21 protein-coding genes are annotated in these 23,542 nt (G+C 38.6%); 5 read left to right on the forward strand and 16 right to left on the reverse strand.

What is annotated here, in order from left to right; genetic code table 11:
- The first annotated feature begins 81 nt into the window (after nucleotides 1-81).
- A complete protein-coding gene (locus tag ACWF5P_RS26425) occupies nucleotides 82-999 on the forward strand; it encodes a LysR substrate-binding domain-containing protein (protein ID WP_434169147.1) in 918 nt (305 codons plus the stop codon).
- 171 nt (nucleotides 1,000-1,170) lie between these two features.
- Here ACWF5P_RS26425 and ACWF5P_RS26430 read toward each other — a convergent pair whose 3' ends face one another.
- From ACWF5P_RS26430 to ACWF5P_RS26440, 3 genes are all read right to left on the reverse strand, one after another.
- Nucleotides 1,171-2,616, reverse strand: a complete 1,446-nt coding sequence (locus tag ACWF5P_RS26430) for a M20 family metallopeptidase (RefSeq protein WP_434169146.1) — start codon at nucleotides 2,614-2,616, stop codon at nucleotides 1,171-1,173.
- Between the two features lie 37 nt (nucleotides 2,617-2,653).
- Nucleotides 2,654-3,895 carry an MFS transporter gene (locus ACWF5P_RS26435; protein WP_434169145.1) on the reverse strand — a complete coding sequence of 414 codons (1,242 nt, stop codon included), beginning with the start codon at nucleotides 3,893-3,895 and terminating at the stop codon, nucleotides 2,654-2,656.
- A gap of 1,270 nt (nucleotides 3,896-5,165) precedes the next feature.
- Complete coding sequence (locus ACWF5P_RS26440; RefSeq protein ID WP_434169144.1) at nucleotides 5,166-5,840, reverse strand: tyrosine-type recombinase/integrase; 675 nt, start codon at nucleotides 5,838-5,840, stop codon at nucleotides 5,166-5,168.
- 234 nt (nucleotides 5,841-6,074) lie between these two features.
- On the opposite strand from ACWF5P_RS26440, the gene ACWF5P_RS26445 reads away from it, so the two are divergent.
- Genes ACWF5P_RS26445 through ACWF5P_RS26455 form a run of 3 tightly spaced genes read left to right on the forward strand, consistent with a single transcriptional unit; the run spans nucleotide 6,075 to nucleotide 7,548 of the window.
- Nucleotides 6,075-6,503 carry a MarR family transcriptional regulator gene (locus tag ACWF5P_RS26445; RefSeq protein WP_434169143.1) on the forward strand — a complete coding sequence of 143 codons (429 nt, stop codon included), beginning with the start codon at nucleotides 6,075-6,077 and terminating at the stop codon, nucleotides 6,501-6,503.
- Between the two features lie 49 nt (nucleotides 6,504-6,552).
- A complete protein-coding gene (locus tag ACWF5P_RS26450; protein WP_056529677.1) occupies nucleotides 6,553-7,194 on the forward strand; it encodes a nitroreductase family protein in 642 nt (213 codons plus the stop codon).
- Nucleotides 7,195-7,254: 60 nt separating this feature from the next.
- Complete coding sequence (locus tag ACWF5P_RS26455) at nucleotides 7,255-7,548, forward strand: putative quinol monooxygenase (protein ID WP_148358663.1); 294 nt, start codon at nucleotides 7,255-7,257, stop codon at nucleotides 7,546-7,548.
- A 717-nt stretch (nucleotides 7,549-8,265) separates the two neighbouring features.
- Here the strand turns inward: ACWF5P_RS26455 and glnA are convergent.
- From glnA to hflX, 4 genes are all read right to left on the reverse strand, one after another.
- Entirely contained in the window at nucleotides 8,266-9,600 is a 1,335-nt protein-coding gene (gene glnA, locus ACWF5P_RS26460; RefSeq protein WP_434169119.1) for a type I glutamate--ammonia ligase, read from the reverse strand.
- Nucleotides 9,601-9,636: 36 nt separating this feature from the next.
- The gene (locus tag ACWF5P_RS26465) at nucleotides 9,637-10,041 is read right to left on the reverse strand and encodes a MerR family transcriptional regulator (protein ID WP_101226049.1); all 405 of its coding nucleotides are present in this window, start codon (nucleotides 10,039-10,041) and stop codon (nucleotides 9,637-9,639) included.
- A 197-nt stretch (nucleotides 10,042-10,238) separates the two neighbouring features.
- Nucleotides 10,239-11,507: a methionine gamma-lyase family protein gene (locus ACWF5P_RS26470; protein WP_260357147.1), complete on the reverse strand. Its 1,269-nt coding sequence runs from the start codon at nucleotides 11,505-11,507 to the stop codon at nucleotides 10,239-10,241.
- Nucleotides 11,508-11,522: 15 nt separating this feature from the next.
- Entirely contained in the window at nucleotides 11,523-12,773 is a 1,251-nt protein-coding gene (gene hflX, locus ACWF5P_RS26475; protein ID WP_101226047.1) for a GTPase HflX, read from the reverse strand.
- A 168-nt stretch (nucleotides 12,774-12,941) separates the two neighbouring features.
- Here hflX and ACWF5P_RS26480 point away from each other — a divergent pair, with 168 nt between their 5' ends.
- Nucleotides 12,942-13,550: a trimeric intracellular cation channel family protein gene (locus tag ACWF5P_RS26480; protein WP_101226046.1), complete on the forward strand. Its 609-nt coding sequence runs from the start codon at nucleotides 12,942-12,944 to the stop codon at nucleotides 13,548-13,550.
- Nucleotides 13,551-13,587: 37 nt separating this feature from the next.
- On the opposite strand, the gene spoVK is transcribed toward ACWF5P_RS26480, so the two are convergent.
- From spoVK to ACWF5P_RS26525, 9 genes are all read right to left on the reverse strand, one after another.
- Nucleotides 13,588-14,544 carry a stage V sporulation protein K gene (gene spoVK, locus ACWF5P_RS26485; RefSeq protein WP_101226045.1) on the reverse strand — a complete coding sequence of 319 codons (957 nt, stop codon included), beginning with the start codon at nucleotides 14,542-14,544 and terminating at the stop codon, nucleotides 13,588-13,590.
- A gap of 367 nt (nucleotides 14,545-14,911) precedes the next feature.
- A complete protein-coding gene (hfq, locus tag ACWF5P_RS26490; protein WP_034313436.1) occupies nucleotides 14,912-15,145 on the reverse strand; it encodes an RNA chaperone Hfq in 234 nt (77 codons plus the stop codon).
- A gap of 3 nt (nucleotides 15,146-15,148) precedes the next feature.
- Entirely contained in the window at nucleotides 15,149-16,069 is a 921-nt protein-coding gene (gene miaA / locus ACWF5P_RS26495) for a tRNA (adenosine(37)-N6)-dimethylallyltransferase MiaA (RefSeq protein WP_434169640.1), read from the reverse strand.
- Between the two features lie 366 nt (nucleotides 16,070-16,435).
- A complete protein-coding gene (locus tag ACWF5P_RS26500; RefSeq protein ID WP_452445507.1) occupies nucleotides 16,436-17,758 on the reverse strand; it encodes a sensor histidine kinase in 1,323 nt (440 codons plus the stop codon).
- 549 nt (nucleotides 17,759-18,307) lie between these two features.
- Complete coding sequence (locus ACWF5P_RS26505; protein ID WP_434169117.1) at nucleotides 18,308-20,248, reverse strand: FtsX-like permease family protein; 1,941 nt, start codon at nucleotides 20,246-20,248, stop codon at nucleotides 18,308-18,310.
- Nucleotides 20,226-21,002, reverse strand: coding sequence for an ATP-binding cassette domain-containing protein (locus tag ACWF5P_RS26510; protein WP_434169116.1), 777 nt, complete (start codon nucleotides 21,000-21,002; stop codon nucleotides 20,226-20,228). The genes ACWF5P_RS26505 and ACWF5P_RS26510 overlap by 23 nt, the downstream gene beginning before the upstream one ends.
- 98 nt (nucleotides 21,003-21,100) lie before the next feature.
- Nucleotides 21,101-22,162, reverse strand: coding sequence for an ATP-binding protein (locus tag ACWF5P_RS26515; RefSeq protein ID WP_434169115.1), 1,062 nt, complete (start codon nucleotides 22,160-22,162; stop codon nucleotides 21,101-21,103).
- Nucleotides 22,159-22,866 carry a response regulator gene (locus ACWF5P_RS26520; protein ID WP_434169114.1) on the reverse strand — a complete coding sequence of 236 codons (708 nt, stop codon included), beginning with the start codon at nucleotides 22,864-22,866 and terminating at the stop codon, nucleotides 22,159-22,161. Before ACWF5P_RS26520 ends, ACWF5P_RS26515 begins: the two co-directional genes overlap by 4 nt.
- A gap of 72 nt (nucleotides 22,867-22,938) precedes the next feature.
- Nucleotides 22,939-23,394, reverse strand: a complete 456-nt coding sequence (locus ACWF5P_RS26525; RefSeq protein WP_452445508.1) for an SMI1/KNR4 family protein — start codon at nucleotides 23,392-23,394, stop codon at nucleotides 22,939-22,941.
- Between the last annotated feature and the right edge of the window lie 148 nt (nucleotides 23,395-23,542).

The raw sequence follows: 23,542 nt of genomic DNA on the forward strand, positions 1-23,542 counted from the left end.
TTTTATATATAGTTATAAGTAATGTAAAATAGCTATATATCATATTTGTTTGAATGAAATTCATATAAAGGAGTAAAAGTTATGCATATTGAACAATTAAAATATATTGTTGAAGTGACTAAAACACGTTCTATTTCCATCGCTGCACAAAACCTTCATGTATCTCAGTCTACAATAAGTAAGGCTATTACCAATTTAGAAAAAGAATTAGGAATTAATTTGTTTACACGTTCACGTTTAGGCGCCATACCGACGGCTGAAGGCAAAAACATCATTAAAAAAGCGTATGAAATTGTTGTTAAACTTCATGAAATACAAGAAGAAGCGCAAGAACAAACTTCCTTAATAAATGGAGAAATAAATCTATCAGCCAGCGCCAGCTTCTTCACGCCAATTTTACTCAAATCATTATCAAACTTCAAAAAAGACTATCCCAACTTCCGTATTGTCATGACGGAAAAAAAATCACCAAATATTATTGAAGCTGTTTTACAAGGTAAGATTGACTTTGGATTAGCCATGATCGATGAAATTGATTGGGATGCTCATGAAGAGTTAGTTTTCGAAACACTATTAGATGGGGAAATAATGGTATGTGTTAATAAACATTCTCCATTGGCATTCAGTGACTATTTAACTCCTGAGGAATTAATCAACGAAACAGTAGTGATGTATGATGGGGAAATGTGGAAAGATTCAATTTCTCTATTTATGAATAGATACGGCCCCATGAATATTTTATTTACTTCGAACAATACTGAAGTCATCAAACAATCTGTTTCAGAAGGATTGGCGATTAGCTTTTTGATGGATATAGCACTAAAAGATGATCATTATGTAAAAAGTGGAGAAATTATCCCATTACCCTTAATAAATTTCGAATCCAACCACTCCTACCACCGATCCTTCGGATTGGTACGTTCAAAGAAAAAACATTTTTCTTTTGCAACCAGAGAGTTTTTAAAATGCATTAAATTACATTTCTCCAAATTAGAATGAGGTACCAGCCACAGATCGTTAATCGCCTGTTTAAATTGCATTAAAATTCCAAGAACAACAATCTTCTGCGAACCTTTCCTCTAGGAGACGAAAAATGGAATTCAACAAAAAGCCCTTGAGTTGCCATAAAGCAACTGCAAGGACAACACTTTTTTAACAGGCTTTAGGGAGCTATTGGCTACTCATGGCAGGCTTGACTCTCTGTGGGATTGGACAGACGTAACTAGCGCCATCTAATCTTTCCTTTAGTTCGGCTTTTGCTTGGTCAATCACTTCCGGGCGAAGCAACAATTCGACAGCGGTAGCTGCCATCACTTTGCCGGCATGAAGCATACCTTTGTGCCCAATGGATGTTCCTCCCTGCGCCACAATCTGCCAAGTATGAGGCTGCGTCCCCATTGCAAAGCAATTAGTCGCGCATTGCACAGTGGGTACAATCCAACTGACGTCTCCCACATCGGTTGAACCAGACATGTTAAATGTTTTGTTAACGAAAGGCAGGAGAACGGTGGAAAGTTCTTGTTCTTTCATCTGCTGTACTAAATCCTTGTCTGTATTAAGCTGTAGCTTATCCAGCATATGCAAAATACTTTGCTTCTCCGATTCCGGTAATGTGGTGCGTATATGACGAGCAAATTCTTTTTCTTCCTCGTCAAATTCTGGGACACCCAGCTGGCGGAAATTATTGTACATGACAGGTAGCAGAGTTTGGTTGGAAATCACATTGGAGCATCCCTTGTCAAAAATGATGTCAACTTCCGTTTCCGTCATCAAGGCTGCACCGCGGGCAATCTTGCATACCCGCTGATAAATCTCTTCCACCTGCGGCGTTTTTGGAGCACGAACCATATAGAGTACTTCCGCTTCCGCCTGCACGACATTGGGGGAAAAACCACCTGGATTAGTAATTGCGTAATGGATACGAGCTTCCGGAATGATGTGTTCACGGAGGAAGTTGGCCCCGATGTTCATCATTTCTACAGCATCTAGTGCGCTACGTCCAAGGTGAGGAGTGGAAGAGGCATGGGCTGCTTTTCCCTTAAACTTGAAATAAACCTGATAGTTGGCAAGATTAGTTGTTGCTGCGACTGCATTAAAGGGGTACGGATGCCAGCAGATGGCGGTGTCTACATCATCGAACAAGCCTTCGCGGACCATGATCGTTTTTCCTGAACCCCCTTCTTCGGCTGGACAGCCGTAGTAGCGGACCGTTCCTTTGATATGGTTTTCTTCCATATAGTGACGAACGGCGACTGCAGCAGCCAATGAACCCGTACCCAGCAAATTATGCCCGCAGCCATGACCATTGCCGCCCTGCTGAATCGGCTGATGCATAGCTATTCCTCGTTCTTGGCTTAATCCAGAAAGAGCATCATATTCCCCAAGGATGGCAATGATGGGGCCGCCGCTTCCATAACTACCAATGAATGCAGTTTCCAGGCCGCCCACTCCTCGTTCTACTCTAAATCCTTCTTCTTCCAGTGTCTTGCAAAGCAAATCTGCAGAACGGAACTCTTCAAACCGGGTTTCGGCATAGTCCCAGATACAGTCACTCACATGGATAAATGTTTCCCTTTTTTGTTCAATGATTTCTGCAATTCTTTGACGGTTAAACATGAAGAACACCTCTTTTTTTTAATGGATGGAAAACCAGCTACTCCGCTTTGGAGTTTAGCTTTATATCTAGCTCATTTATTACGTCAGAATGGGTTCGTAGCGTCATCCCAACCAAAAGTGAAATGCCAAGCGCGGCGATTAAAAACCAAAACCCTGCACCATAGGAACCGTTAAACTGTTGTATCATGAATCCCATCGCGGTTGGGGCGATGACACCAGCTACTTGCCCACCCAAATACACCATTCCGGTAGCCGTTCCCATTGAAGAAGAAGCTATATATTTCAGCGGCATCGTAAGCGTTGCGGTCAAGGCGAAGCAAACACCGATGTTGGCCAATGTCCCAAACAGTACAACGTAAGTAATGGAAGGAGCTTGAATAAAGAAATACAGTGAGATAATCCCAATTACAGAACCAATAACGATTAAATATTTTTCGCGTCCAACCATGTATTTGTCCAATAGCCAACCGCTGACTAGAATAGCAATAAGGCCGAAAACTTTCGGAATAACTTCCAAAGCACCCATCGAAAGTAAGTCTAGGTGGCGTACTTTAACCAAATAGGATGGCATCCATGACTGCGAGCCCCAACTCACGATAGAAATACCGAAATAGATCACGGTAAGCTGCCATAACATTGGAATCTTAAGGGCCTGTTTAAACGATATTTTTTCTCTATGTTCCTTTTTTGGAACCATTTGTTTTCCCGCAGGATGGAAATATTTCCAGTAAAAGATTGCAAGGATCAAACCGGCAAAGCCAAGGATGACAAACATGAGGTGCCAATTAAATTGACTGATTAAGGTGGCAATAACCAGTGTACCTAACACGCCTCCTACCTTCCCGGCAGCAAGAAGAAGTGATTTAGCACGTGCGCGCTCTTTCTGTGGAAAGGTTTCCGCGAGTGAGACTTGGCTTGCGGCAGGAAAACTTCCTTCTCCAATACCGAATATAAAACGGAAGGTAATTAGAGAAAGAAATGACCAGGCCATCCCAGTTATGATGGTAAAGATCGACCAAGCAATTATGGAAAATAAGATTACTTTCCGTGAACCAAACCTGTCTGCCAGACTGCCTCCAATCGGCTGCATGATAGCATAGCTTAGAAAAAAACTGCTAATTATAAGACCTACCTGTGTTTCCGTTAATCCGAACTCTTTAGAGATCGGAATGACAGCTATGTTGATGGCTATCCTGTCAAAAGTGTTGATAAACCAACCAAAACAGAGAAGTACAATTATCAAGGTTTTGTGTTTACGGTATGCAGCAGGTGTGTCCATCAATCAACCCCCTTTTTGAAACCGTTTTCATTTAAGTTGTGAAAATCTTGAAGAAAGACATCCTTAGTTATTAAAACAAATACTCCTTTTTAGCTTCCAAATAGTATTTTTAGTTATTTGTAGACATTATGAGGACAATGATCAGACATATGAGGCAAGTGTCTTGACTTAAATTCATCTAGACCGAATAAATGCAATCTCCCTCATATTCTCTTTCAAAAATCCTAGCCCCACCAGAAGTTTAAAAGAAGTTTTTGAAGGTTGGTTTCGACTTCAACTGACTTTCTACAAATTGATAAAAAACTTCGACAGCTAATTCCTTATGAAAATCTAACGTAATACATTTTTTATTTGGATTTTCACGTGTTAGTTTCCCAGTTATGGCTTTTATCTCCTTTTTCAGGTTGTTCAATATTAGTCACTTATGTTCCTAAGTAACCTAATAGATTTGAAACAAGCGTTGCTGCTTAATACAGATGATACATTTAACTCTGTTTCCCTTCTAAAATCGAATTCAAGTCATGTAGCTTCCCCTTTCAAAAGAAAATTGTTAGAAAATAATTAATTTTCATAATTTATTTTATAATTGATTTTAAAGCATGTAAAATGTCTTTTTTTCATATCTACTTGAATGAAATTCATATAAAAGAACTTTCAATGAAAATGAGCAATTAGAACATGTTATAAAAATTGTGAAAATGAAGAGCGTGTTTTGAAAAAAAGATTGATCAAAACACGCTCTTAATATATTCGGTTGAATCATTCTTTTAGGGTACCGCCACATACCCATCAAGCGAAGTTAAAAGCATACCCTCAAAATGAAAAAACACTTTGCTTATCGTAAGAAGTTTACGAGAAGGAATGGCGTTTTTGGCGAATCCAATCATTTCAAATGAACTAAATTTTCTCGACCAAGAGATACATTATCTCCGGTAGTCTTACAAGACATGTCTAAACAAGTTAGCTTTATACAGCGATTTATTGCTAGCGATTTCCTGACTGAACCATACGCAAAGGGCAATGAGTTCGTTTGCTTGATACTTAGCTTTCTTGAAGAAGCGCTTTGCAGCCTTTTTGTCTCTTGTTTTACTGAAATGTTCAAGAAGAAGAGCGAACTTGTATATAGACTTTCCAAAAACTAACCGATAGTGGATTCCAAAGGAAACACGATTGATTAACCTGCCCCGATAGTTTATTAAGAACACAAAATAAAAAGGACCCTTGGTCCCTTAAAAATCCTTTCTATACAAGTCTCTCCGCATTGCACCACTTAGATTTGCATAAATTTTGTGGTTTCACTTTTTTCATGACCCATTAAATTTTGAATCACTTCTAAAGACGCTCCATTATTCAATAAATTTGTGGCGTAACTATGTCTAAGCTGGTGGGGATGAATGCTCTTTTTAATGTCCGTTCTCTTTGCTACAAGATTTATAATGTTTCTCGCATGAGAAATACTCATTCGATGGGGTGCACGCGTTGTCACAAATAGTGCTTCCTCATGATCTTTTCGCTCACTTAAATATAGCTTCAACCATATTTCACAACGAGTATTGAAATATACTTCTCGTTCTTTATGTCCTTTACCTAATAAGATTGCTGATTGATTAGATAAATTGATTGAGGTCCTATCTAGAGTTATTGCTTCACCAATTCTGCATCCTGTTGAATACATAAACTCAAATAAAGCATTTTCGAATGTTGTTTGACAAGCTTCCCGCAAATGTTCAATTTCCTCTTCAGACAAGTATTTTGGAACCCTTAATTCTAATTTTGATTCCTTGATTTTGGAAGCAGGATTTCCATTAATTAAATTTTCATCCTGAGCCCCTCTAAATAAAGATTTAATAAATCGAATTCTGTGACCCAGACTGGATGGCTTAAGCTTTTCCCAGATAAACTTTAGGAGAATTAGTTGAAAGTTCTTGAATGGATATATTTCCAAAACTATTCACCAACAAGTTAAATTGGACATAATAGGCTTTTAATGTTTGTTGAGAATATCCTTGGATTTGCTTATCTGCCTTATATAAACCCCACACATCAGTTAAGATCATATTTAAGCAAAAGTTGCAGTACCAAAATACTTGCTTTATTATTTAGGGTATAGTATATTAATTGATGCATCAACTATTGAGCTATCAATTATTTTGTCTAACGTATGAAAAGAGGGTGTTTCTTGACGAATTCATGGTCTAATGAATCTTTTATTTTATATAAAATGAACTGCCTTAACAAACAGATAAGTTCAAAATTTGAAAGTTGTATGGGCATTAGTCAATCAAGACATGATATCTTATATCAGCTTTATCAAGTTGATGAAATTAGTCAAACAGCACTTCAAAAAGAGGTTAACATTGACAGTGCAGCGATTACCCGGCATTTAAAACAACTTGAAGCGGCTGGGATGATTTTAAGACGCAAAGATCCGGAGGATAATCGATTTACTCTTGTCTGTCTTTCAGATTATGGTCGCAAACAGATTATTCTCTACCAAGCTGAAAAGGCTCGTTTTGTCACTTTAATGCTTAAAGATTTTAAAGAAGAAGAACGTCAAGAGTTAACAGATATGCTGACACGCATTCAAAAAAATATAAGCCAAGTCTAACACTTGCTTAAATTAAACTACTAAAGTTAAAAAGAGGAGACTATCAACTATGACTACTACAGCACAATTAACAAATGATTTCAAAGAAATTGTCACAGGACGCCGCTCCATAAAGAATTACGACAAATCCGTAAAAATCAGTAGGGAAGAAATGGAGGAAATACTTACCTTAGCGACACTTGCTCCTTCTTCAGTTAATATGCAACCATGGCGCTTCCTTGTAATTGATAGTCCTGAGGGAAAAGCAACACTTGCACCTCTTGCTCGCTTTAACCAAAATCAAGTCGAAACATCTTCCGCAGTAATTGCCGTATTTGGTGATATGAACAATTTTGATAACGGCGAAGAAATCTACGGTAAAGCTGTAGATTTAGGGCTTATGCCTTTAGAAGTAAAAGAAAACATATTAGCCTCATTTGCTGGATATTTCGAAAAAATCACTAGTGAAGAGATGAAAGAGGTCGTTCTAGTTGATGGTGGTCTTGTATCCATGCAACTAATGCTTGCGGCTCGTGCTTATGGCTATGATACAAATCCAATCGGTGGCTATGAAAAAGACCAGATTGCAGAAGCTTTTGGATTAGATAAAGATCGATACGTACCAGTTATGCTAATTTCAATCGGTAAAGCAGCAGATAATGGCCATCAATCAGTTCGTCTTCCAATTGATAAAGTCGCACAATGGAAGTAATGTAATAAAGAATCCATTCATTAAATTTTTTATGCTTAACAAAAGAGAGGATGACGTTTAATGATTATCATTCATGCCGTATTCAATATTAAACCAGCAAAACAAGATGCATTTCTAGAGGAGATTCAACCGCTAATCGCAGCTTCAAGAGCGGAAAGTGGAAATGTTTCTTACAATCTTCACAAAGCTACAGAAAAAGACAATGAATTTACAATGGTTGAAGTTTGGCAAGACCATCTAGCGGTTGCAAGCCATAATTCAAGTGAGCACTTCACTTCGTTTGTTGGTAAAGCTAAAGAATTCCTCTCTTCACCTTTAAATGTTAACGCATTTGAAGGACAACCATTAAAATAATGAGTTAAAATGTATGGGATTTCCTATATCCCATCTTATAAAACAAAGAGTTGCTGCTTCGGTAAAACAAGCTGCAACTCTTGTTTATTTCTATTCCATTTTCTCAAACATCACGCGCTTATTTGGCGTACATAATCTGTGTGACAATTTCTATGGAAAGAGGAATGCAAATAGTTCCATTTATTTATCGAATTTCATTTTTACCTTTACGCTAATGTATGCGAAACACTAAATGAATTAAAAGATTTAGGCCATGATTTATTTATCGCAAGTAACGGCTAAATGCATTATTTAGAAGCCATAGGTGAATATTTTAATATTACTCATCTTTTCAAAGATATATATGATGCAGATAAATTTAGTGTTACATCAAAAACAGAACTAGTTACTAAGCTAATTCAAGATCATAATATAAAAGATGGATATTTGGCCGGCGACAGAAAATCTGATTTTATTGCTGGAACAAATAATAACCTATTTACCATTGCGTGTACATACGGATATGGGACGTCCGATGAATATTCACTTGCAAATAATAGTATTAATAACATAAACGAAATAGTTTCTATAGTAATTTAGTTGATTTTCTATAGTGGCTTTAGCCACTTTTTTTATTAATCATACCGTAACAGTTTGTGTCTACACTTCCTAAGGTTTTATGAAAGAATGCCCGAAATAAAAAACCCCTGACACCAGAGGTGTCAGGGGTTTGAGTTATTAATACATTGACATATATTGTTCGCGTTCCCATGGGTGAACTTGTGTACGGAACATATCCCACTCGATTTCTTTTGCTTCAACGAAGTGTTCAAGTAAATGTTCACCTAATGCTTCTTTGATGACTTCATCAGATTTTAATGTTTCCAATGCAGCATATAAAGTAGCTGGTAGATCAACGATACCTACTTCTTCACGTTCTTCTTTATTCATAACATAGATGTTGCGGTCAACTGGAGCTGGTGGAGTCAAGTCGTTCTTGATACCGTCAAGACCAGCTTTTAATAGAACTGCAAGTGCCAAATATGGGTTTGCTGCTGGATCGACACTACGTACCTCTACGCGAGTACTCACTCCGCGTGATGCTGGGATACGGATTAATGGGCTACGGTTTTTAGCGGACCATGCAACATAACAAGGAGCTTCGTAACCAGGAACTAGACGTTTGTATGAGTTAACAGTTGGGTTTGTTACCGCAGTGAAGCTTGGAGCATGCTTAATGATACCTGCGATAAATTGCTCAGCTGTTTTGCTTAATTCCAATTTACCTTCTTTATCATAAAATGCGTTTTCGTTGCCTTTGAATAAAGAAACGTTACAGTGCATACCAGATCCGTTAACACCGAACAATGGTTTTGGCATGAATGTCGCGTGTAAACCATGTTTGCGGGCAATCGTCTTAACAACCAATTTAAATGTTTGGATGTTATCACAAGCTGAGATTGCATCTGCATATTTAAAGTCAATTTCATGTTGTCCTGGAGCTACTTCATGGTGGGATGCTTCGATTTCAAATCCCATTTCTTCAAGCTCAAGAACGATATCACGACGGCAGTTTTCTCCTAGGTCAGTAGGTGCAAGGTCAAAGTATCCGCCTTTATCGTTCAATTCCAGAGTCGGCTCTCCGTTTGCATCCAGTTTGAATAGGAAGAATTCAGGTTCAGGTCCAAGATTGAAATCTGTGAAGCCCATTTCTCTTGCTTCTGCAAGAACACGTTTTAGGTTAGCACGTGGATCTCCATCAAAAGGTGTTCCATCTGTATTGTAAATATCACAGATCAAACGTGCCACTTTACCTTTTTCGGAAGTCCAAGGGAAGATAACCCATGTGTTTAAATCAGGATATAGGTACATATCAGACTCTTCAATACGAACGAAGCCTTCAATGGAAGATCCGTCAAACATCATTTTATTATCAAGTGCTTTTTCTAATTGACTGACTGGGATTTCAACGTTTTTAATTGTCCCTAAAATGTCAGTAAACTGTAAACGGATGTACTTAACATTTTCTTCTTTCGCTAAACGAGTGATGTCTTCACGTGTGAACTTTGCCAATTTCTATTCCCCCTAATAATTCATAAATCATATTTTTTATTGGAAAAAACGGGACATATCCCCTTGTCTTAGAGATGTTCGATGCTTGCTTCCTTGTAAAAGCTCGGAACGCAGAAGCTTGCGAAGCTCCTCGTCACTAAGGTCATGCCTTATTTTTTCCGCTTGTTCTAATTCTTGAGTTTTAGGTAAATTCTGTTCCTTTACAGTGAAAATCTTTTTAATGCCGGCCAGATTGACTCCTTGTTCGATTAAATCTTTAATCTCAAGCAGCCGATCTATATCATTTAATGAAAAAACCCGACGATTTCCATCTGTTCTCATAGGAGTAATAAGTTGATGCTCTTCGTAATACCGAATTTGGCGTGCAGACAACTCAGTTAACTGCATGACGATTCCGATGGAAAAAAGAGGCATCGAACGCCGAATGTTGTTGCCGCTCATTCTTAGCATCCTCCTTTTGTTTATCTTAAAGTAATCTTATATCATGTTATTAAACTTGTCAATATGATGTTACATTTTATGACGTGAATTTTTTCAGAAAAATTAAATGATTTGTTACTACACAAATATTTTGACTATTGTTTTTACTGGAATCCAATTGTATCTGGATTCCCATTACATACTTAATTTAAATTCATTTACAATTGAATCAGTTTTTTGTCCATTAGCGCATTCACAGCAGTCAATACAGCTATTTTAACATGGGCATATGTCAATCCGCCTTGAACGTAGGCAACATATGGAGCCCTTGTCGGACCATCTGCCGTCAGTTCAATGCTGGCCCCCTGTATAAAGGTGCCTGCAGCCATGATTACATCGTCCTCATATCCCGGCATATAGGCAGGATATGGTGTCACATGTGAATTGATTGGTGATGCATATTGGATGGCCTGACAGAAGGCAACCATCTTATCCCGATCATCGAATTGGACGGATTGAATCAAGTCAGTTCGCTTCGCATCCCATTTTGGGGATGTATTCATACCGAGCTTTTCTAAAAAGGCAGCTGTGAACATGGCTCCCTTAACAGCTTGTCCCACGACATGCGGTGCAAGGAAGAATCCTTGGTACATTTCCTGCAGACTATAAAGCGACGCACCTGCTTCAGCCCCTATTCCAGGTGATGTTAACCGATAAGAGCAAGCTTCAACCAGGTCCTTTTTACCAACAATGTATCCACCGGTTTTCACTATCCCGCCGCCCGGATTTTTAATGAGTGAACCAGCCATTAAATCCGCTCCGACATGACATGGTTCTTGTGTCTCTACAAACTCTCCATAACAATTATCCACGAACACGACGATTTCCGGGTTAATGTCTTTGATAAAGGAAATCATTTCCTTTATTTCATCGATCGTAAAGGAAGGACGTGTAGCATACCCTTTTGACCGTTGTATACCGACCATCTTCGTGTTTGGTTGAATGGCTTGTTTGACGGCTTCGAAATCAACGGTTCCAGTTTCCGCTAACGGAACGGCTTTATAGCTGATCTGAAAATCACGTAAAGATCCGATACCCGTTCCCCGGATACCGACGATTTCTTCCAAAGTATCATACGGCTTTCCAGTTATGTATAACAATTCATCTCCTGGGCGCAATATGCCGAAAAGAGCAGTGGAGATGGCGTGTGTGCCTGATATAATTTGGGGGCGCACCAATCCAGCTTCCGCACCAAAAACATCTGCATATATCAATTCGAGCGTATCGCGGCCCATATCATCGTATCCATACCCTGTAGTCGGGATGAAATGGGAATCACTCACTTTATGTGCTTGATAACTTTGTAATACACGAAATTGATTTTCTTCAATTCGTTCGTCCACTTGCTTATGTAATGGAGAAATCATTGCTTCCACTTCCTGGGCAATGTTTTTCAACACTTCTCCATTTGTTAACTGCTGATACATCAAAATTCCCCTTTATTATGAATATTTCTCCAGCTGCCCGGTTATTGGATGATCAGCTAGACAAAAACCTTTGCATTCATATCTTTCCGATTCTTCATTAAAGGAGAGAGTGCGCAATATGGTTTCATTTTTCAGCTGTGATAATAGTTTACCCTCACTCGATGGCAGGAAAACATGATACGGGATCATTTCTTCAATCACGTACTTTTCAATTTCTTCCATGATTTCATTCAGATCCGATTGTTCATAGGCACTGATCATTAATGACGCACGACTGGCTGATCTGACAAAATCAGCGTGAACCTTATCTTTCTTATTATACAACGTTAGCTGTGGAATGGAAGGGACATCTAAGTCATTTAGCAAATCCTGCACCGTTTTCTGATGATTAAAGTAATCTGTACTTGACGAATCCACCACATGGAGCAATAGATCCGCTTCTTTCACTTCTTCCAAGGTCGAGCGGAATGCGGCTATTAAAGACGTCGGCAAATCTTGAATGAAGCCAACCGTATCCGTCAGCAGCACGGTAAATCCGCTAGGAAGTATCGCCTTTCGTGTCATGGGATCAAGTGTAGCGAATAACTGGTTCTCTTCGTAAGAATCCGCCTCCGTCAAACGGTTGAACAGTGTTGATTTACCTGCATTCGTGTATCCCACAAGGGCTATTTGAAAGGTCTTATTACGCTTCCTTCTGTCACGATAGCGTTCGCGATGCTTCACTATGCCACTTAATTGTTGCTTGATTTCATCTATTTTCCCACGAATGTGGCGGCGGTCGCTTTCCAGCTTCGTTTCACCTGGTCCCCTGGTGCCGATTCCGCCGCCCAGCCTGGACATTGCCGTCCCCTGTCCGACCAAACGCGGCAATAAATATTGGAGCTGAGCAAGTTCGACCTGCAGCTTCCCTTCCCTGGATCTCGCCCGCTGAGCGAATATATCCAATATTAGCTGTGTCCGGTCAATGATCCTTGCCTCCAATTGCTTCGAAAGGTTCCGAATCTGGCTCGGGGAAAGTTCATCATTAAAGATAAATAAATCCGGCTCAAGCTCCTCTTCCAGATTCCGAAGTTCCTCCACTTTTCCTTTTCCTATATATGTAGCCGGATCGACGCTTTCCCTTTTCTGGGTGATGGTCATTAATACCTCACCATTCGCCGTCTTCGCCAATGAAGCCAGTTCATCAAGTGAATATTCAAAACGTTCAATAGTCTCAGTTGTTTGACACCCAACCAAAACGGCCGTTTCCTTTATTGCTTCTTCCAAATCACATGCACCACCTTCAGGTAGATTTCAGTTAATCATAACAAAAAAATTGAATATATAAAAATTTCCTGAAAACGTAGCTTTTAGCCGTTTTAAAAATTCCGATAACATGCTAAAATCAAATTTGGCTTTACCATCAAAATCAAAAAGACATAGAGGGACATTCATATGACATGGGAAGTATTAAGTTTCATAGGTACGATTGCATTCGCTATTAGCGGGACCATCATCGCCATGGAAGAAGAGTATGATATTTTAGGAGTTTATATTTTAGGAATAATAACTGCCTTTGGCGGAGGGGCAATCCGCAATCTGCTGATCGGTGTCCCCGTTTCAGCATTATGGGATCAAAGTTTCTATTTTGTCATCGCTTTAGTATCCATCACCATCGTTTTCGTTTTTCCTACAAACCTTTCAAAGCACTGGGATAGATGGGGAAACTTCAGTGATGCCATTGGCCTTTCAGCCTTTGCAATCCAAGGGGCGATGTATGCCGTGGAACTTAATCATCCAATAAGCGCCGTCATTGTATCAGCTGCATTAACCGGATGCGGCGGCGGGATACTCCGTGACGTACTGGCCGGAAGAAAGCCATTGGTCTTCAGAAAAGAAATCTACGCAGTATGGGCCATCATTGCAGGCTTGGCTTTAGGCAGTGGTGTATTATCCCAGTCATGGCAGCTTTATTCGCTCTTTGCCGTCATCACGATATTGCGCGTCCTTTCTTACACCAACAATTGGCATCTTCCTAATAAAAAATGGGTGCCTAAAACATAAATTTGAAAAGCCCGCCATCTTGGTGGGCTTTTCCATGTCATTCTTTTTCATCATCCTCGAAAACCAAATCTTGGCTGGTTAGCGTCAGTAAATCGGATTTTTCAAATGTATCCTCCAATAAAAGCCGCATTGCCTGGGCCCTAATTGACTTTTCAAGTACATTGCGGATATAACGTCCGTTAGAAAATGAAATAGGTCCCCGAAATGAACGCAATATGATTAAATGTTCTTTTAATTTCCTTTCCGCATCCCGATTCATTAGATATTCTTTTTCCTGAAGCATCCGATCGGCTATTTCCATTAATTGTTCAATTGTATAATCCGGAAAATCAATAACAAGCGGGAATCTGGAATGAAGTCCGGGATTAAGACTGAGGAAATAATCCATTTCCCTCGAATATCCAGCAAGGATCAAAATGAATTCGTGCTGCCGATCCTCCATATGCTTGACAAGGGTATCTATGGCTTCTTTGCCAAAATCCTTTTCGCCGCCTCTCCCCAAGGAATAGGCTTCATCAATAAATAAGATTCCGCCAATGGCCTTTTTAATTAAATCCCTAGTTTTTTGGGCAGTATGACCAATGTATTCCCCGACCAAATCTGCCCTCTCCGCTTCAATTAAATGCCCTTTCGATAGTACATTCATTTTTTGAAACAACTTACCGATTAAACGCGCAACTGTCGTTTTCCCAGTTCCAGGATTTCCTTTAAACATCATATGCAGTGCTTGCCTGCCAGTCTTCAGCCCTTTTGCCTCACGTTGTTTATTGATGTAAATCCAGGCATATATCTCTTTTATCATCTTTTTCATTTCTTCCATCCCGACCAGCGATTTCAGCTCATCTTCAATCTCTTTCAATGCCACATGCTGTTGGGGGATTTCCTGCACCAAAATTTCTTTTATCGGCAGTTCCTTTTGTAGCGCTTTTCTGTTTTCCGCATTAAACACAATATTGATTTGCCCGTTATTTTTCATACGGATCGGTTGTTCCAATGCATTCACCTCTCCATCTTGGACCCTTACTCTAATTCCACAAATTTTCATTCGATTTATGATAGTTACAACTAACCCATCGGAAAATTCGATTTTTTAAGCCGTATTCCCTTCCTGAAAAGCGACTTATTTTGACAGGATTCTTTCCTTTGAGGATATGTTACGACAATCTCCATTCCCATCCACCAATTTATTTGGGGGAATGTCATTTCCTGCGGTTTCCCGGAAAATAATCCGTCCCTTAATATATATTCAAAACAGGTACGTAAAATTATCGATTCTTTGAAAAAGAACAGCGAATTGCATGCAAAAAAAAAAAAAACAGGTCGCTATAAGCTAAACCTGTTTTTTACATACATATATATGATTATTCCTTCACTTCGTAATCAATCTGAACATTACGTTGTGGAGCAAATGTAGAAATCGCATGTTTATAAACTAATTGCTGTTTGCCCTCGGACTCAAATAAAACGGTAAAATTATCGAACCCTTTCACTTGTCCTCTAATCTGGAACCCGTTTAATAAAAATACCGTCACATACGTACCATCTTTCCGTAATTGATTAAGAAACTGATCTTGAATATTTACTGATTGTTTCATGAACTAGTCCTCCTCTTTTCTCTCTAAATTTATGTATTCGCCTTCACTGAAAAGCTTTCCTGCTATAAATCCAGATATTTCATGTATTTTTTTTGGAAAACCCTCGAGATCGGTCATATCAAACCAATTTACATCCATTTTATTCCGAAACCAGGTCAATTGCCTTTTTGCATAACGACGGGAGTTTTGCTTCAATGTCTCAACCGCTTCAGCCAATGAAGCCACTCCATCAAAATAATCATAGATTTCTTTATAGCCTATAGCCTGGATCGATTGACAATCCCTCAAACCTTTTTCATGAAATGACTCAACTTCTTGAATCAGCCCTTCTTCCACCATGACATCAACACGTTGATCGATGCGTTGATATAACTTTTCACGGTCCATTGTCAACCCAATGATGCACGTATCATATTTCAATTCTGTAGGCTGTTCATTCAGCTGTTCACTCATCGTTTTACCGGTACAATGAAAAATCTCAAGTGCCCTGATCACCCTTCTTACATTATTGGGATGAATCCGATTCGCGCTTTCCGGGTCAACGCTGCGTAATTGTTCAAAAACGGGATCAATCCCTGACTCCCTTACCTGTTTTTCGAGTCCCTCCCTATAAACAGGGTCGGATGGCGCCTCCGAAAATTGATAATCATAAATGACCGATTGTATGTATAATCCTGTTCCACCGACGATAATGGGGAGTTTACCTCTGCTTTGGATATCCTCAATACAAGCATTAGCTCGCTCTTGGAACTCTGCCGCACTAAATGGTTCATCCGGGTCTTTAATATCAAGTAAATAATGAGGAATTCCTTCTGTTTCTTCCCTCTTGATTTTTGCAGTCCCAATATCCATCCCTTTATAAACCTGCATGGAGTCTCCGCTAATAATTTCACCATTAAATAACTTTGCCATCTCAATGCTCATCTTTGTCTTCCCAACAGCAGTCGGTCCAATGATCACGAGAAGTTTTCCTTTTTGTTGTTTCACAATCTCACTGCCTTAATTGATTTTTTCCCTATCTTATCATAATCTCGAAGAAAGCAGCTAAACATCTACCCATTATGTCCAATTCAGGTACTTTTATTCAACTTTTCATCTTTATAACTCTTAGATAGTCAGAGTGTAAAATACCGAAAATGCATTTGAAGCGCATAGCTCCATTTGCGGCACTTGGGGAAAATGAATCCCCTTCTCCTGACAGCAAGGTATTCTACTCCCGATAATAGAATCATAAAATAGGCATGATTCCTTCTGTATATGAGGAATCATGCCTTTTTATCAATTTTCAATTTAGCCCAATTTTCCATTTACGGGTATGATCATCGTAACGGCCGTTTCTTTTTCCGAAGATTGTACATGAATCTCTCCATCATATCTGTTCACCAAGTCTTTAACGATGAATAATCCTTGTCCGCGAACTTTGCCCTTTTGTGCCTTTTTGGTTGAAAATCCGCTGGCGAATATTTTCTCCAAATCTAATTCCGAAATCATTGGTCCGGAGTTCGTTACCATAAACGTATACTTTTCATCATCAGCTTTGCATGCAATATTCATTCGGCGTTCTTGCTCTGGCAATTCAATTGTTGCCTCAATAGCATTGTCGATGACATTTGATAATAATTTTATCAAATCGGTTGTTTTGATCCGATTGAAGGATTCGGGTGAAACATCGATTTCAATATCGATGTTATAATTCTGGGCCGAGAGCCTTTTCGTCTCTAACAGGACAGATAAGCCCGGATGACTCACATCCAATTTCATCGATTCAATCGAATGCACTTCTTTTGAAAGACCTGTTAAGTATTCGAGTGCTTTTGCGTTTTCCTCTAATTTAAGCAGTCCATGTATCACCTGTATATGATTGGAGAAATCATGCCTTAATGAGCGGACTGAAGCAATGAGCGATTGAAATTCCGATTGATACGTATCTTCCGTATCCCCCACTTCACGTGTCAGTTCCTTTTGATACCATTTTTGAATGACAAAAAAGGTAACCAGCAGCATGATAACAAATCCACCATTATAAACAAGAATGGCAATGCTGCTTTTCAATACCTTGCCGTTAATGGCATTAATATCTTCTGTGCTCATATCAATGCCCAAAAAACCAATAATGTCGCCATCTTGATTTTTCATTGGCACTCCCACTGTCAAATACTCGCCATATTCCGGATCTTCTAGAATCCCGGTAATAAAGCTTTTCCCTTCATACGCCTGTTTGACCTGCTCCGGCGGAACAGTACATACACCACCAATAGGAAAATCCCCTTTATGATCTTTAGAAAATCCAGTAATCATAGCTTTAGATACTCGCGGATTATCAATCATGATGGTATAAACATATAATGCTCCTATTTTTTCACGGGCATCCTCTAAGTAAGCTTTTATATCCCTATATTCCCGGCTCTTTACTTGGTTATTAAGAAAACGCTGATAGGCTTCTATATCCATCGAGTCGGCGATAGATCTAGCAGCTACCAAGTTTTGATTTGCAACGGATTTTTGTACAGAATTTTTAATGCTTAAATATGTTGAAAACATATTTAGAAGAATGAAAACAATCAATAAAAGAATGGTCAAATAAAGAAATGCCCTTAACTTTTTATTTTTCATAGGATTAAACTTACCTCATCTCTAGCAGCTAAAAGTTAACGAACCTATTCTGAGTTTACTATATAAAGTGACAAAGAAATAGAGAAAAATCTAATATTCTCTGTAATTCCAGGCATATAATACTATAATTAATCAAGTAATTAACAGTTTACCCACCATTTTTTAATCATCTAACTTTTTATATTTTAATCTACACCACTTTAACTATTAATATTTTCTAATAAATCATTTTATTTCCATACAAAAAATTACATCAGTATAATTCTGTATGTGAAAATGGAAAAAATTAATGATGTGGAGTTCGATATTTTCGCTTTAAATGAATAATTTTACCCTTTATATGAAAATATTACAAGAATCTAGAGGATTCACCTGTAAAATCACACCATAATTCATATAATTTGTGCAAAATAGCGAATCACTCCTCTTTCAATAGTACATATTAACTAATTTCTCATTAATGAAAACGCCATTTCAATGAGAAGATCTCCTGAATAAAAAAATGGAATCAGAGCCTGACCCCCTGATTCCATTTACATATGATAGCTTTTATTTAATCGAATTTATGACTGCCCGCTCATACATCTTTTTAGTTACTTGATAATAGAGCAGTTGAAAAAGAAAATACGTTGCGATGACGAGGGCCGAATAGACAAACAAATTGGATCCCAATAAATCGCTTAATGCCACGTAGGCGACTATGGCATGAATCGTTCCTATCAGAAAAGGAGCGAAAAAGAGAATCCGTATTTCCGCACTTAAAATTTGCCGTATTTCTTTTTTTGTCAGGCCCAATCGATGAAGGGCGTGAATTTGGATTTTTTTATCTTCTAAATTCGTAAAAACTCGCAGATACATCATGCTTCCTTGGACGATAAAGAATAATAAACTGACAAACAAGCCGATAAAAAGTATCAAAATGCTTCCCTGTTTCATTTCTTGATAAATCGGAGCTCTTGTTTGCAATTGATTATGGTCAGGATTATTAGACATTTTTTCGATTTTAGCAGCTGTTTCCATTGATTCTTCCCAATCCTTAACTTCATACCCTCGTACTCTTACCTTCTCTTTTAAAGGTACATCAGCAGTGATCTCATGATACAGCTGATCATCGACCACCATCAGGGTCGTTGCTGATTTTATTGGAGCGACTATCGATTGATTGCGCTGACCAATCATTGTTACCTGTATGGTTTGTTTACCATAGTAAAGCTCCTTTTGCTCACCCTTTTGGACGAATTGATAGTCGAGTCCTCCATAAGGAAAAATGTATAACGCTTCTTTTCCAGATAGCTTTGCTGGATCAATTTTTCGCAATGCAGCCGCATTGTTATAATCACTTTCCGAGATTAATAATGACCAATTTTCATTGGATTCTCCCGTTCTCATATGGGGTAACATGTGGGAAATGGGCACACCTGTCATATTAACTTCGTAAAGGATCTTGAATCCATCTTCCTTTAATGTTTTCTCCACTGCGGATGGTTCAATAACGGAATAAATGGAAGCGTCATTTTCAACCCAGCCAATTGATTGCGGAATGTTATCGATCCCTTGCTTTTTTAAATCTGCACTGAACATGAAAAGTGTTCCTGCAGCTGTCAAAATCACAGCTGTAATGATCGAGGTCAAAAAGAATAACCTGGAATAGTCCTTAATATTAAATATCAGGTTTGTTTGCGTAATTAAATTCGTTCCACCATATAAGCTTTTCTTCTTCCGATAAAGCCTGCTGCATAGAGCGACAATGCTTTGGCTGAATAAAAAATAGGTGCCGATCAGTACGAAGAATAAAATGGGCATCACTCGAATATAAGAATTGTTCAACGACATCGTGGCTGCCAAGTAATAAGAAATGCTTAAGCAAACGGCTGATATTGCAATTAACCACTTTGAAACGAGGGGCGCCTTTTTTGGTTTTTGTTTATCTTTTAATAAATCGACTACCTCCGCATTTCCAATCTGGAATAATGAAAGAAGCGATAATAGCTGAAATAGCAAGATGAAACCGACAATCGTATAAACAAAGGCCTCAGGGACAAAGACAAAGGATATTGGTTGCTCTACAGCCAATAACCAAGAAACGGCCATTAAAAATAACTTTGAGAACAAAAACCCCACCCCCACTCCTATAAGGATAGATATGAGGGAAACCATCGTTTGCTCGAGGTAAATCAGTTTTCTTAATTGGGATTTGGACATTCCAAGCAGTGTCAGCAGCCCAAACTCTTTTTTTCGCGGCTGTATAAATGCGGCATTCGAATAAGCGATAAAGAAAACTGAAAATATGATGATCACTATCTCAGCTGCAATGAGTCCTTTACTAATTAACTGGCCCCCAGGGATATTCGCATGGACCACATCTGGATGAAAGATAAATGATGCGTAAATAAAAAAGATTGAGACCGAAAGGACAATACTGAAAAAATAAGCTAGATAACGTTGTGCATTTCCTTGGATATTTCTCTTAGCGAGAAGTCGGATGTTCATGATAGACTCCTCCCAAAACGCTTAACGTATCTAAAATCCTTTGATGGAAGCTCTGTCTTTCCCCTCCGCTGTGAACCTCCGAAAAGAACTTACCATCCTTTATGAATAGAATCCGGTCACAGAAGCTGGCGGCGGTCGGGTCATGAGTGACCATGAGGATGGTTGCCCCCTTTTTCTCCTGAAGAGTAGTGAGGGTATCCATTACCTGCTTGGCAGATTTGGAATCCAAATTACCAGTAGGTTCATCCGCTAAAATAATGGAAGGCTCATGAATCATCGCTCTTGCACAAGCCGTTCGTTGCTGCTGACCTCCGGAAATTTCAAAAGTCCGCTTTTCTAAAATTCCTTCAATACCAAGAAGGTTCGCCAACTGATTTACCCTATTTTCCATTTCCTTCAGTTTATAATGATCTAACGCTAAAGGAAGGAGGATATTTTCACGAACGGTAAGTGTATCAAGAAGGTTGAAGTCCTGAAAAACAAATCCAATTTCCCTCCTGCGAAATAATGCAAGGTCCTGATTTTTTAATTCATTAGGATTTTGATCATTTAGAATGACTTTACCTGTTGTGGGCTTATCAATCGTGGCCATTAAGTTAAGCAAAGTGGTTTTCCCGCTGCCTGATGGACCCATCACGCCGACAAATTCCCCTTTCTGTACATTCATGGTGAAATTATGTAGTGCTTTATGAAATAAATTCCCCTGCTTTTGAAAATAAGTTTTGGATAATTGTTCCGCTTTTAAAATTGACATCCGAAAATACCTCCCTTTCTTACCGTAAGTATAATGAATAAAGAGGGAGGCTCCCATCGAAGTTTATTACATATTCGTTTAACACCCTTACAATTCTGTCACCTTTCAAGTAAGGTATTTGTCTTAAAGAAAAATTCCACTGTAGTCCCTTCGGATACAGTCGATTGAACCGTAACGCCATGCCCAAGTCTGTTAACGATTTGCTTTACTAGATATAGTCCCATTCCAGTTGACTCTTGTTGGACTCGCCCGTTCTCTCCAGTAAAAAATGGATCAAACACTCTCTTTACATCATGCGGGACAATTCCAATTCCCTGATCTGTTATCCTTAGGAATATCTCCGACTCTTTTTCAACAATGTTGAACGTTATGCTGTCATGCTTTTCCTGCCTTGAATACTTCAGCGCATTAAAGACCACCTGACTAATGGCGAAGTGGAGCCACTTACGATCCGAATGCACATATACATTCTCAAGCTCCGTTTCAAGCCTGGGATAAATGAACCGTTTGATGAACTGTTTCTTTTCCTCGTTAATCACTTGCTTGACTAAATTAATTAAGTCAACCCGCTCCGATTTTACATCCTCCGAAAAACGCTGAAGCCTTGCTCCATGCAATATAATTTCCAGCCCTCTGCGAAATCGATCATTTTCTTCTTCTATCTCTTTTAGATAAGCCTTCATCGGCTCATCCGAAAATGTCCTGTTGCCTTCTTGAACCAGTAAGGAAATGACTGAAACAGGAGTCTTCATTTGATGAACCCAATGATGAATCAACAGTTCATATTGCTCCTTCTGTTTGATTTTTTCTTGTAATTGTCCAATTGTTACGTGGTTCATTTGTTGAAAAAGATCCATCCACAACTTTTGTTCATTTGACAGGGGGTCCCTAAAGGCTTCGACATACTCAAATGATAAGCTCGGTTCTTGCTTCATCCTTGTTAAATGACTAAGAAAACGGTAATGCCTTATATAATCGCCCGCTAAAAATAAAAGCAGCATAAACAACGCCAGAATAATTAAATAGATGATATTTGAAACCGATATGTGATTACCCGCTTCCAGAACGGCTAGTGCATAAGCAATAATAAGCAGGCTTACCAATAGAACGGTATAAAATATAAAATAAAGACGGTCTTTGATAAAGGATTTTAGCTTCACTTTTCTTCACCTTGCATTACTTTTAGCCGATATCCTTTTCCCCTGCTGGTTGTTATGGCATGCTTGACGCCGATATCCTCAAGTTTTTTCCTAACCCTTGTAACATTGACGGTCAATGTATTGTCATCAACAAATGAATCATCATTCCATAATGCTTCAAGCAAATCTTCACGCGAGACAATGGTGTCATACTGTCGTAGTAAACAACTCAATAATTTCAACTCATTTTGGGTTAACGTTACCTGATTGTCTTGGTATTCGATCATCGCTTTTTCCGTATAAAGCGATAATCCATCTATTTCCTTTATTTGTTGGTGGAATGAAGATATTTCCGCATATTCACCGTAAACCCTACGTAGGACACTCTTTATTTTCGCCAGAACCACTTCCAAATGAAACGGTTTCGTTAAATAATCATCTCCCCCATATTCAATGGCCATGACTTGGTTCATTTCATCTGTCCTTGCAGAGATGAAAATGATGGGAATCTTTGAAACCGTCCTTATTAGCCGGCACCAATGGAAACCATCATAATAGGGCAGATTAATATCCAATAAAACTAAATCAGGCTTTATCTCTTGGAACTCCGCAAAGACTTGGTCCAGTTGCTTCACTTCAAAAACCTCATACCCATACCTTTTTAAGTAATTGACCAAGATACCAGCTATTTTGGAATCGTCTTCAACCAATAATATTTTATACATCTTTTTCTCCTCATTAACATGACAATAAAAAACCTTGAATGGTATGAGCCAATCAAGGGGATTACAATAAAATTAGATTTCCTCCGGGATTTTCAATCCCTCAATGAAGGATTTAAAACTCGATGCAACTTTATAAATATTTTCATCCTGGCTTGATGGATCCGAATACCAACCCTGATCCCAGAAGTAAACTCCCTTTTCCTCTTCGTTATTTATCAGCAAGATTTTACCTGCACATGTATCATTACCTATTATAATGCAATTCTTATGTAAGTCATCTCTGTTTTCTTCATGCCATTTTTGTAAATTCAGTTCTTTATCTTGAAGTTCTAATCCATAAAGTACATTTAAGCAAACGAGTGTGTCTAATCCATCTACATAAAACTTACAGTTTTGGACCGCTGTTGTTCCGCCATTATGCTTAAAGAGAAATTGTTGATAATCTGCAGGGATTTCAAAACCCACAAATTCCTGAAAATTATTCACTGCTTCTTGTGTTGCTTTGCCATATCCGGTAATATTAACCATTGTATCGACTCCATTTCATTTAATTGATAATTTTATTCTATAAGGCTATTTCACTTGCTAATCGCTGCTTATAAAATGGCCAGCTCCTACACTCCATTTATGGAGATCCTTTAAAAATAGATTATTCATTTTTATTAGAAAATAATAC

This window comes from Peribacillus sp. NPDC055009, assembly GCF_053608705.1.

What these genes read in the sequence shown, in the direction of transcription:
- ACWF5P_RS26425 (WP_434169147.1), top strand. Translation starts at nt 82, where the DNA reads ATGCATATTGAACAATTAAAATATATTGTTGAAGTGACTAAAACACGT.
- ACWF5P_RS26430 (WP_434169146.1), bottom strand. Translation starts at nt 2,616, where the DNA reads ATGTTTAACCGTCAAAGAATTGCAGAAATCATTGAACAAAAAAGGGAA.
- ACWF5P_RS26435 (WP_434169145.1), bottom strand. Translation starts at nt 3,895, where the DNA reads ATGGACACACCTGCTGCATACCGTAAACACAAAACCTTGATAATTGTA.
- ACWF5P_RS26450 (WP_056529677.1), top strand. Translation starts at nt 6,553, where the DNA reads ATGACTACTACAGCACAATTAACAAATGATTTCAAAGAAATTGTCACA.
- ACWF5P_RS26455 (WP_148358663.1), top strand. Translation starts at nt 7,255, where the DNA reads ATGATTATCATTCATGCCGTATTCAATATTAAACCAGCAAAACAAGAT.
- ACWF5P_RS26465 (WP_101226049.1), bottom strand. Translation starts at nt 10,041, where the DNA reads ATGAGCGGCAACAACATTCGGCGTTCGATGCCTCTTTTTTCCATCGGA.
- ACWF5P_RS26470 (WP_260357147.1), bottom strand. Translation starts at nt 11,507, where the DNA reads ATGTATCAGCAGTTAACAAATGGAGAAGTGTTGAAAAACATTGCCCAG.
- ACWF5P_RS26480 (WP_101226046.1), top strand. Translation starts at nt 12,942, where the DNA reads ATGACATGGGAAGTATTAAGTTTCATAGGTACGATTGCATTCGCTATT.
- hfq (WP_034313436.1), bottom strand. Translation starts at nt 15,145, where the DNA reads ATGAAACAATCAGTAAATATTCAAGATCAGTTTCTTAATCAATTACGG.
- miaA (WP_434169640.1), bottom strand. Translation starts at nt 16,069, where the DNA reads ATGAGCATTGAGATGGCAAAGTTATTTAATGGTGAAATTATTAGCGGA.
- ACWF5P_RS26500 (WP_452445507.1), bottom strand. Translation starts at nt 17,758, where the DNA reads ATGAAAAATAAAAAGTTAAGGGCATTTCTTTATTTGACCATTCTTTTA.
- ACWF5P_RS26505 (WP_434169117.1), bottom strand. Translation starts at nt 20,248, where the DNA reads ATGAACATCCGACTTCTCGCTAAGAGAAATATCCAAGGAAATGCACAA.
- ACWF5P_RS26510 (WP_434169116.1), bottom strand. Translation starts at nt 21,002, where the DNA reads ATGTCAATTTTAAAAGCGGAACAATTATCCAAAACTTATTTTCAAAAG.
- ACWF5P_RS26520 (WP_434169114.1), bottom strand. Translation starts at nt 22,866, where the DNA reads ATGTATAAAATATTATTGGTTGAAGACGATTCCAAAATAGCTGGTATC.
- ACWF5P_RS26525 (WP_452445508.1), bottom strand. Translation starts at nt 23,394, where the DNA reads ATGGTTAATATTACCGGATATGGCAAAGCAACACAAGAAGCAGTGAAT.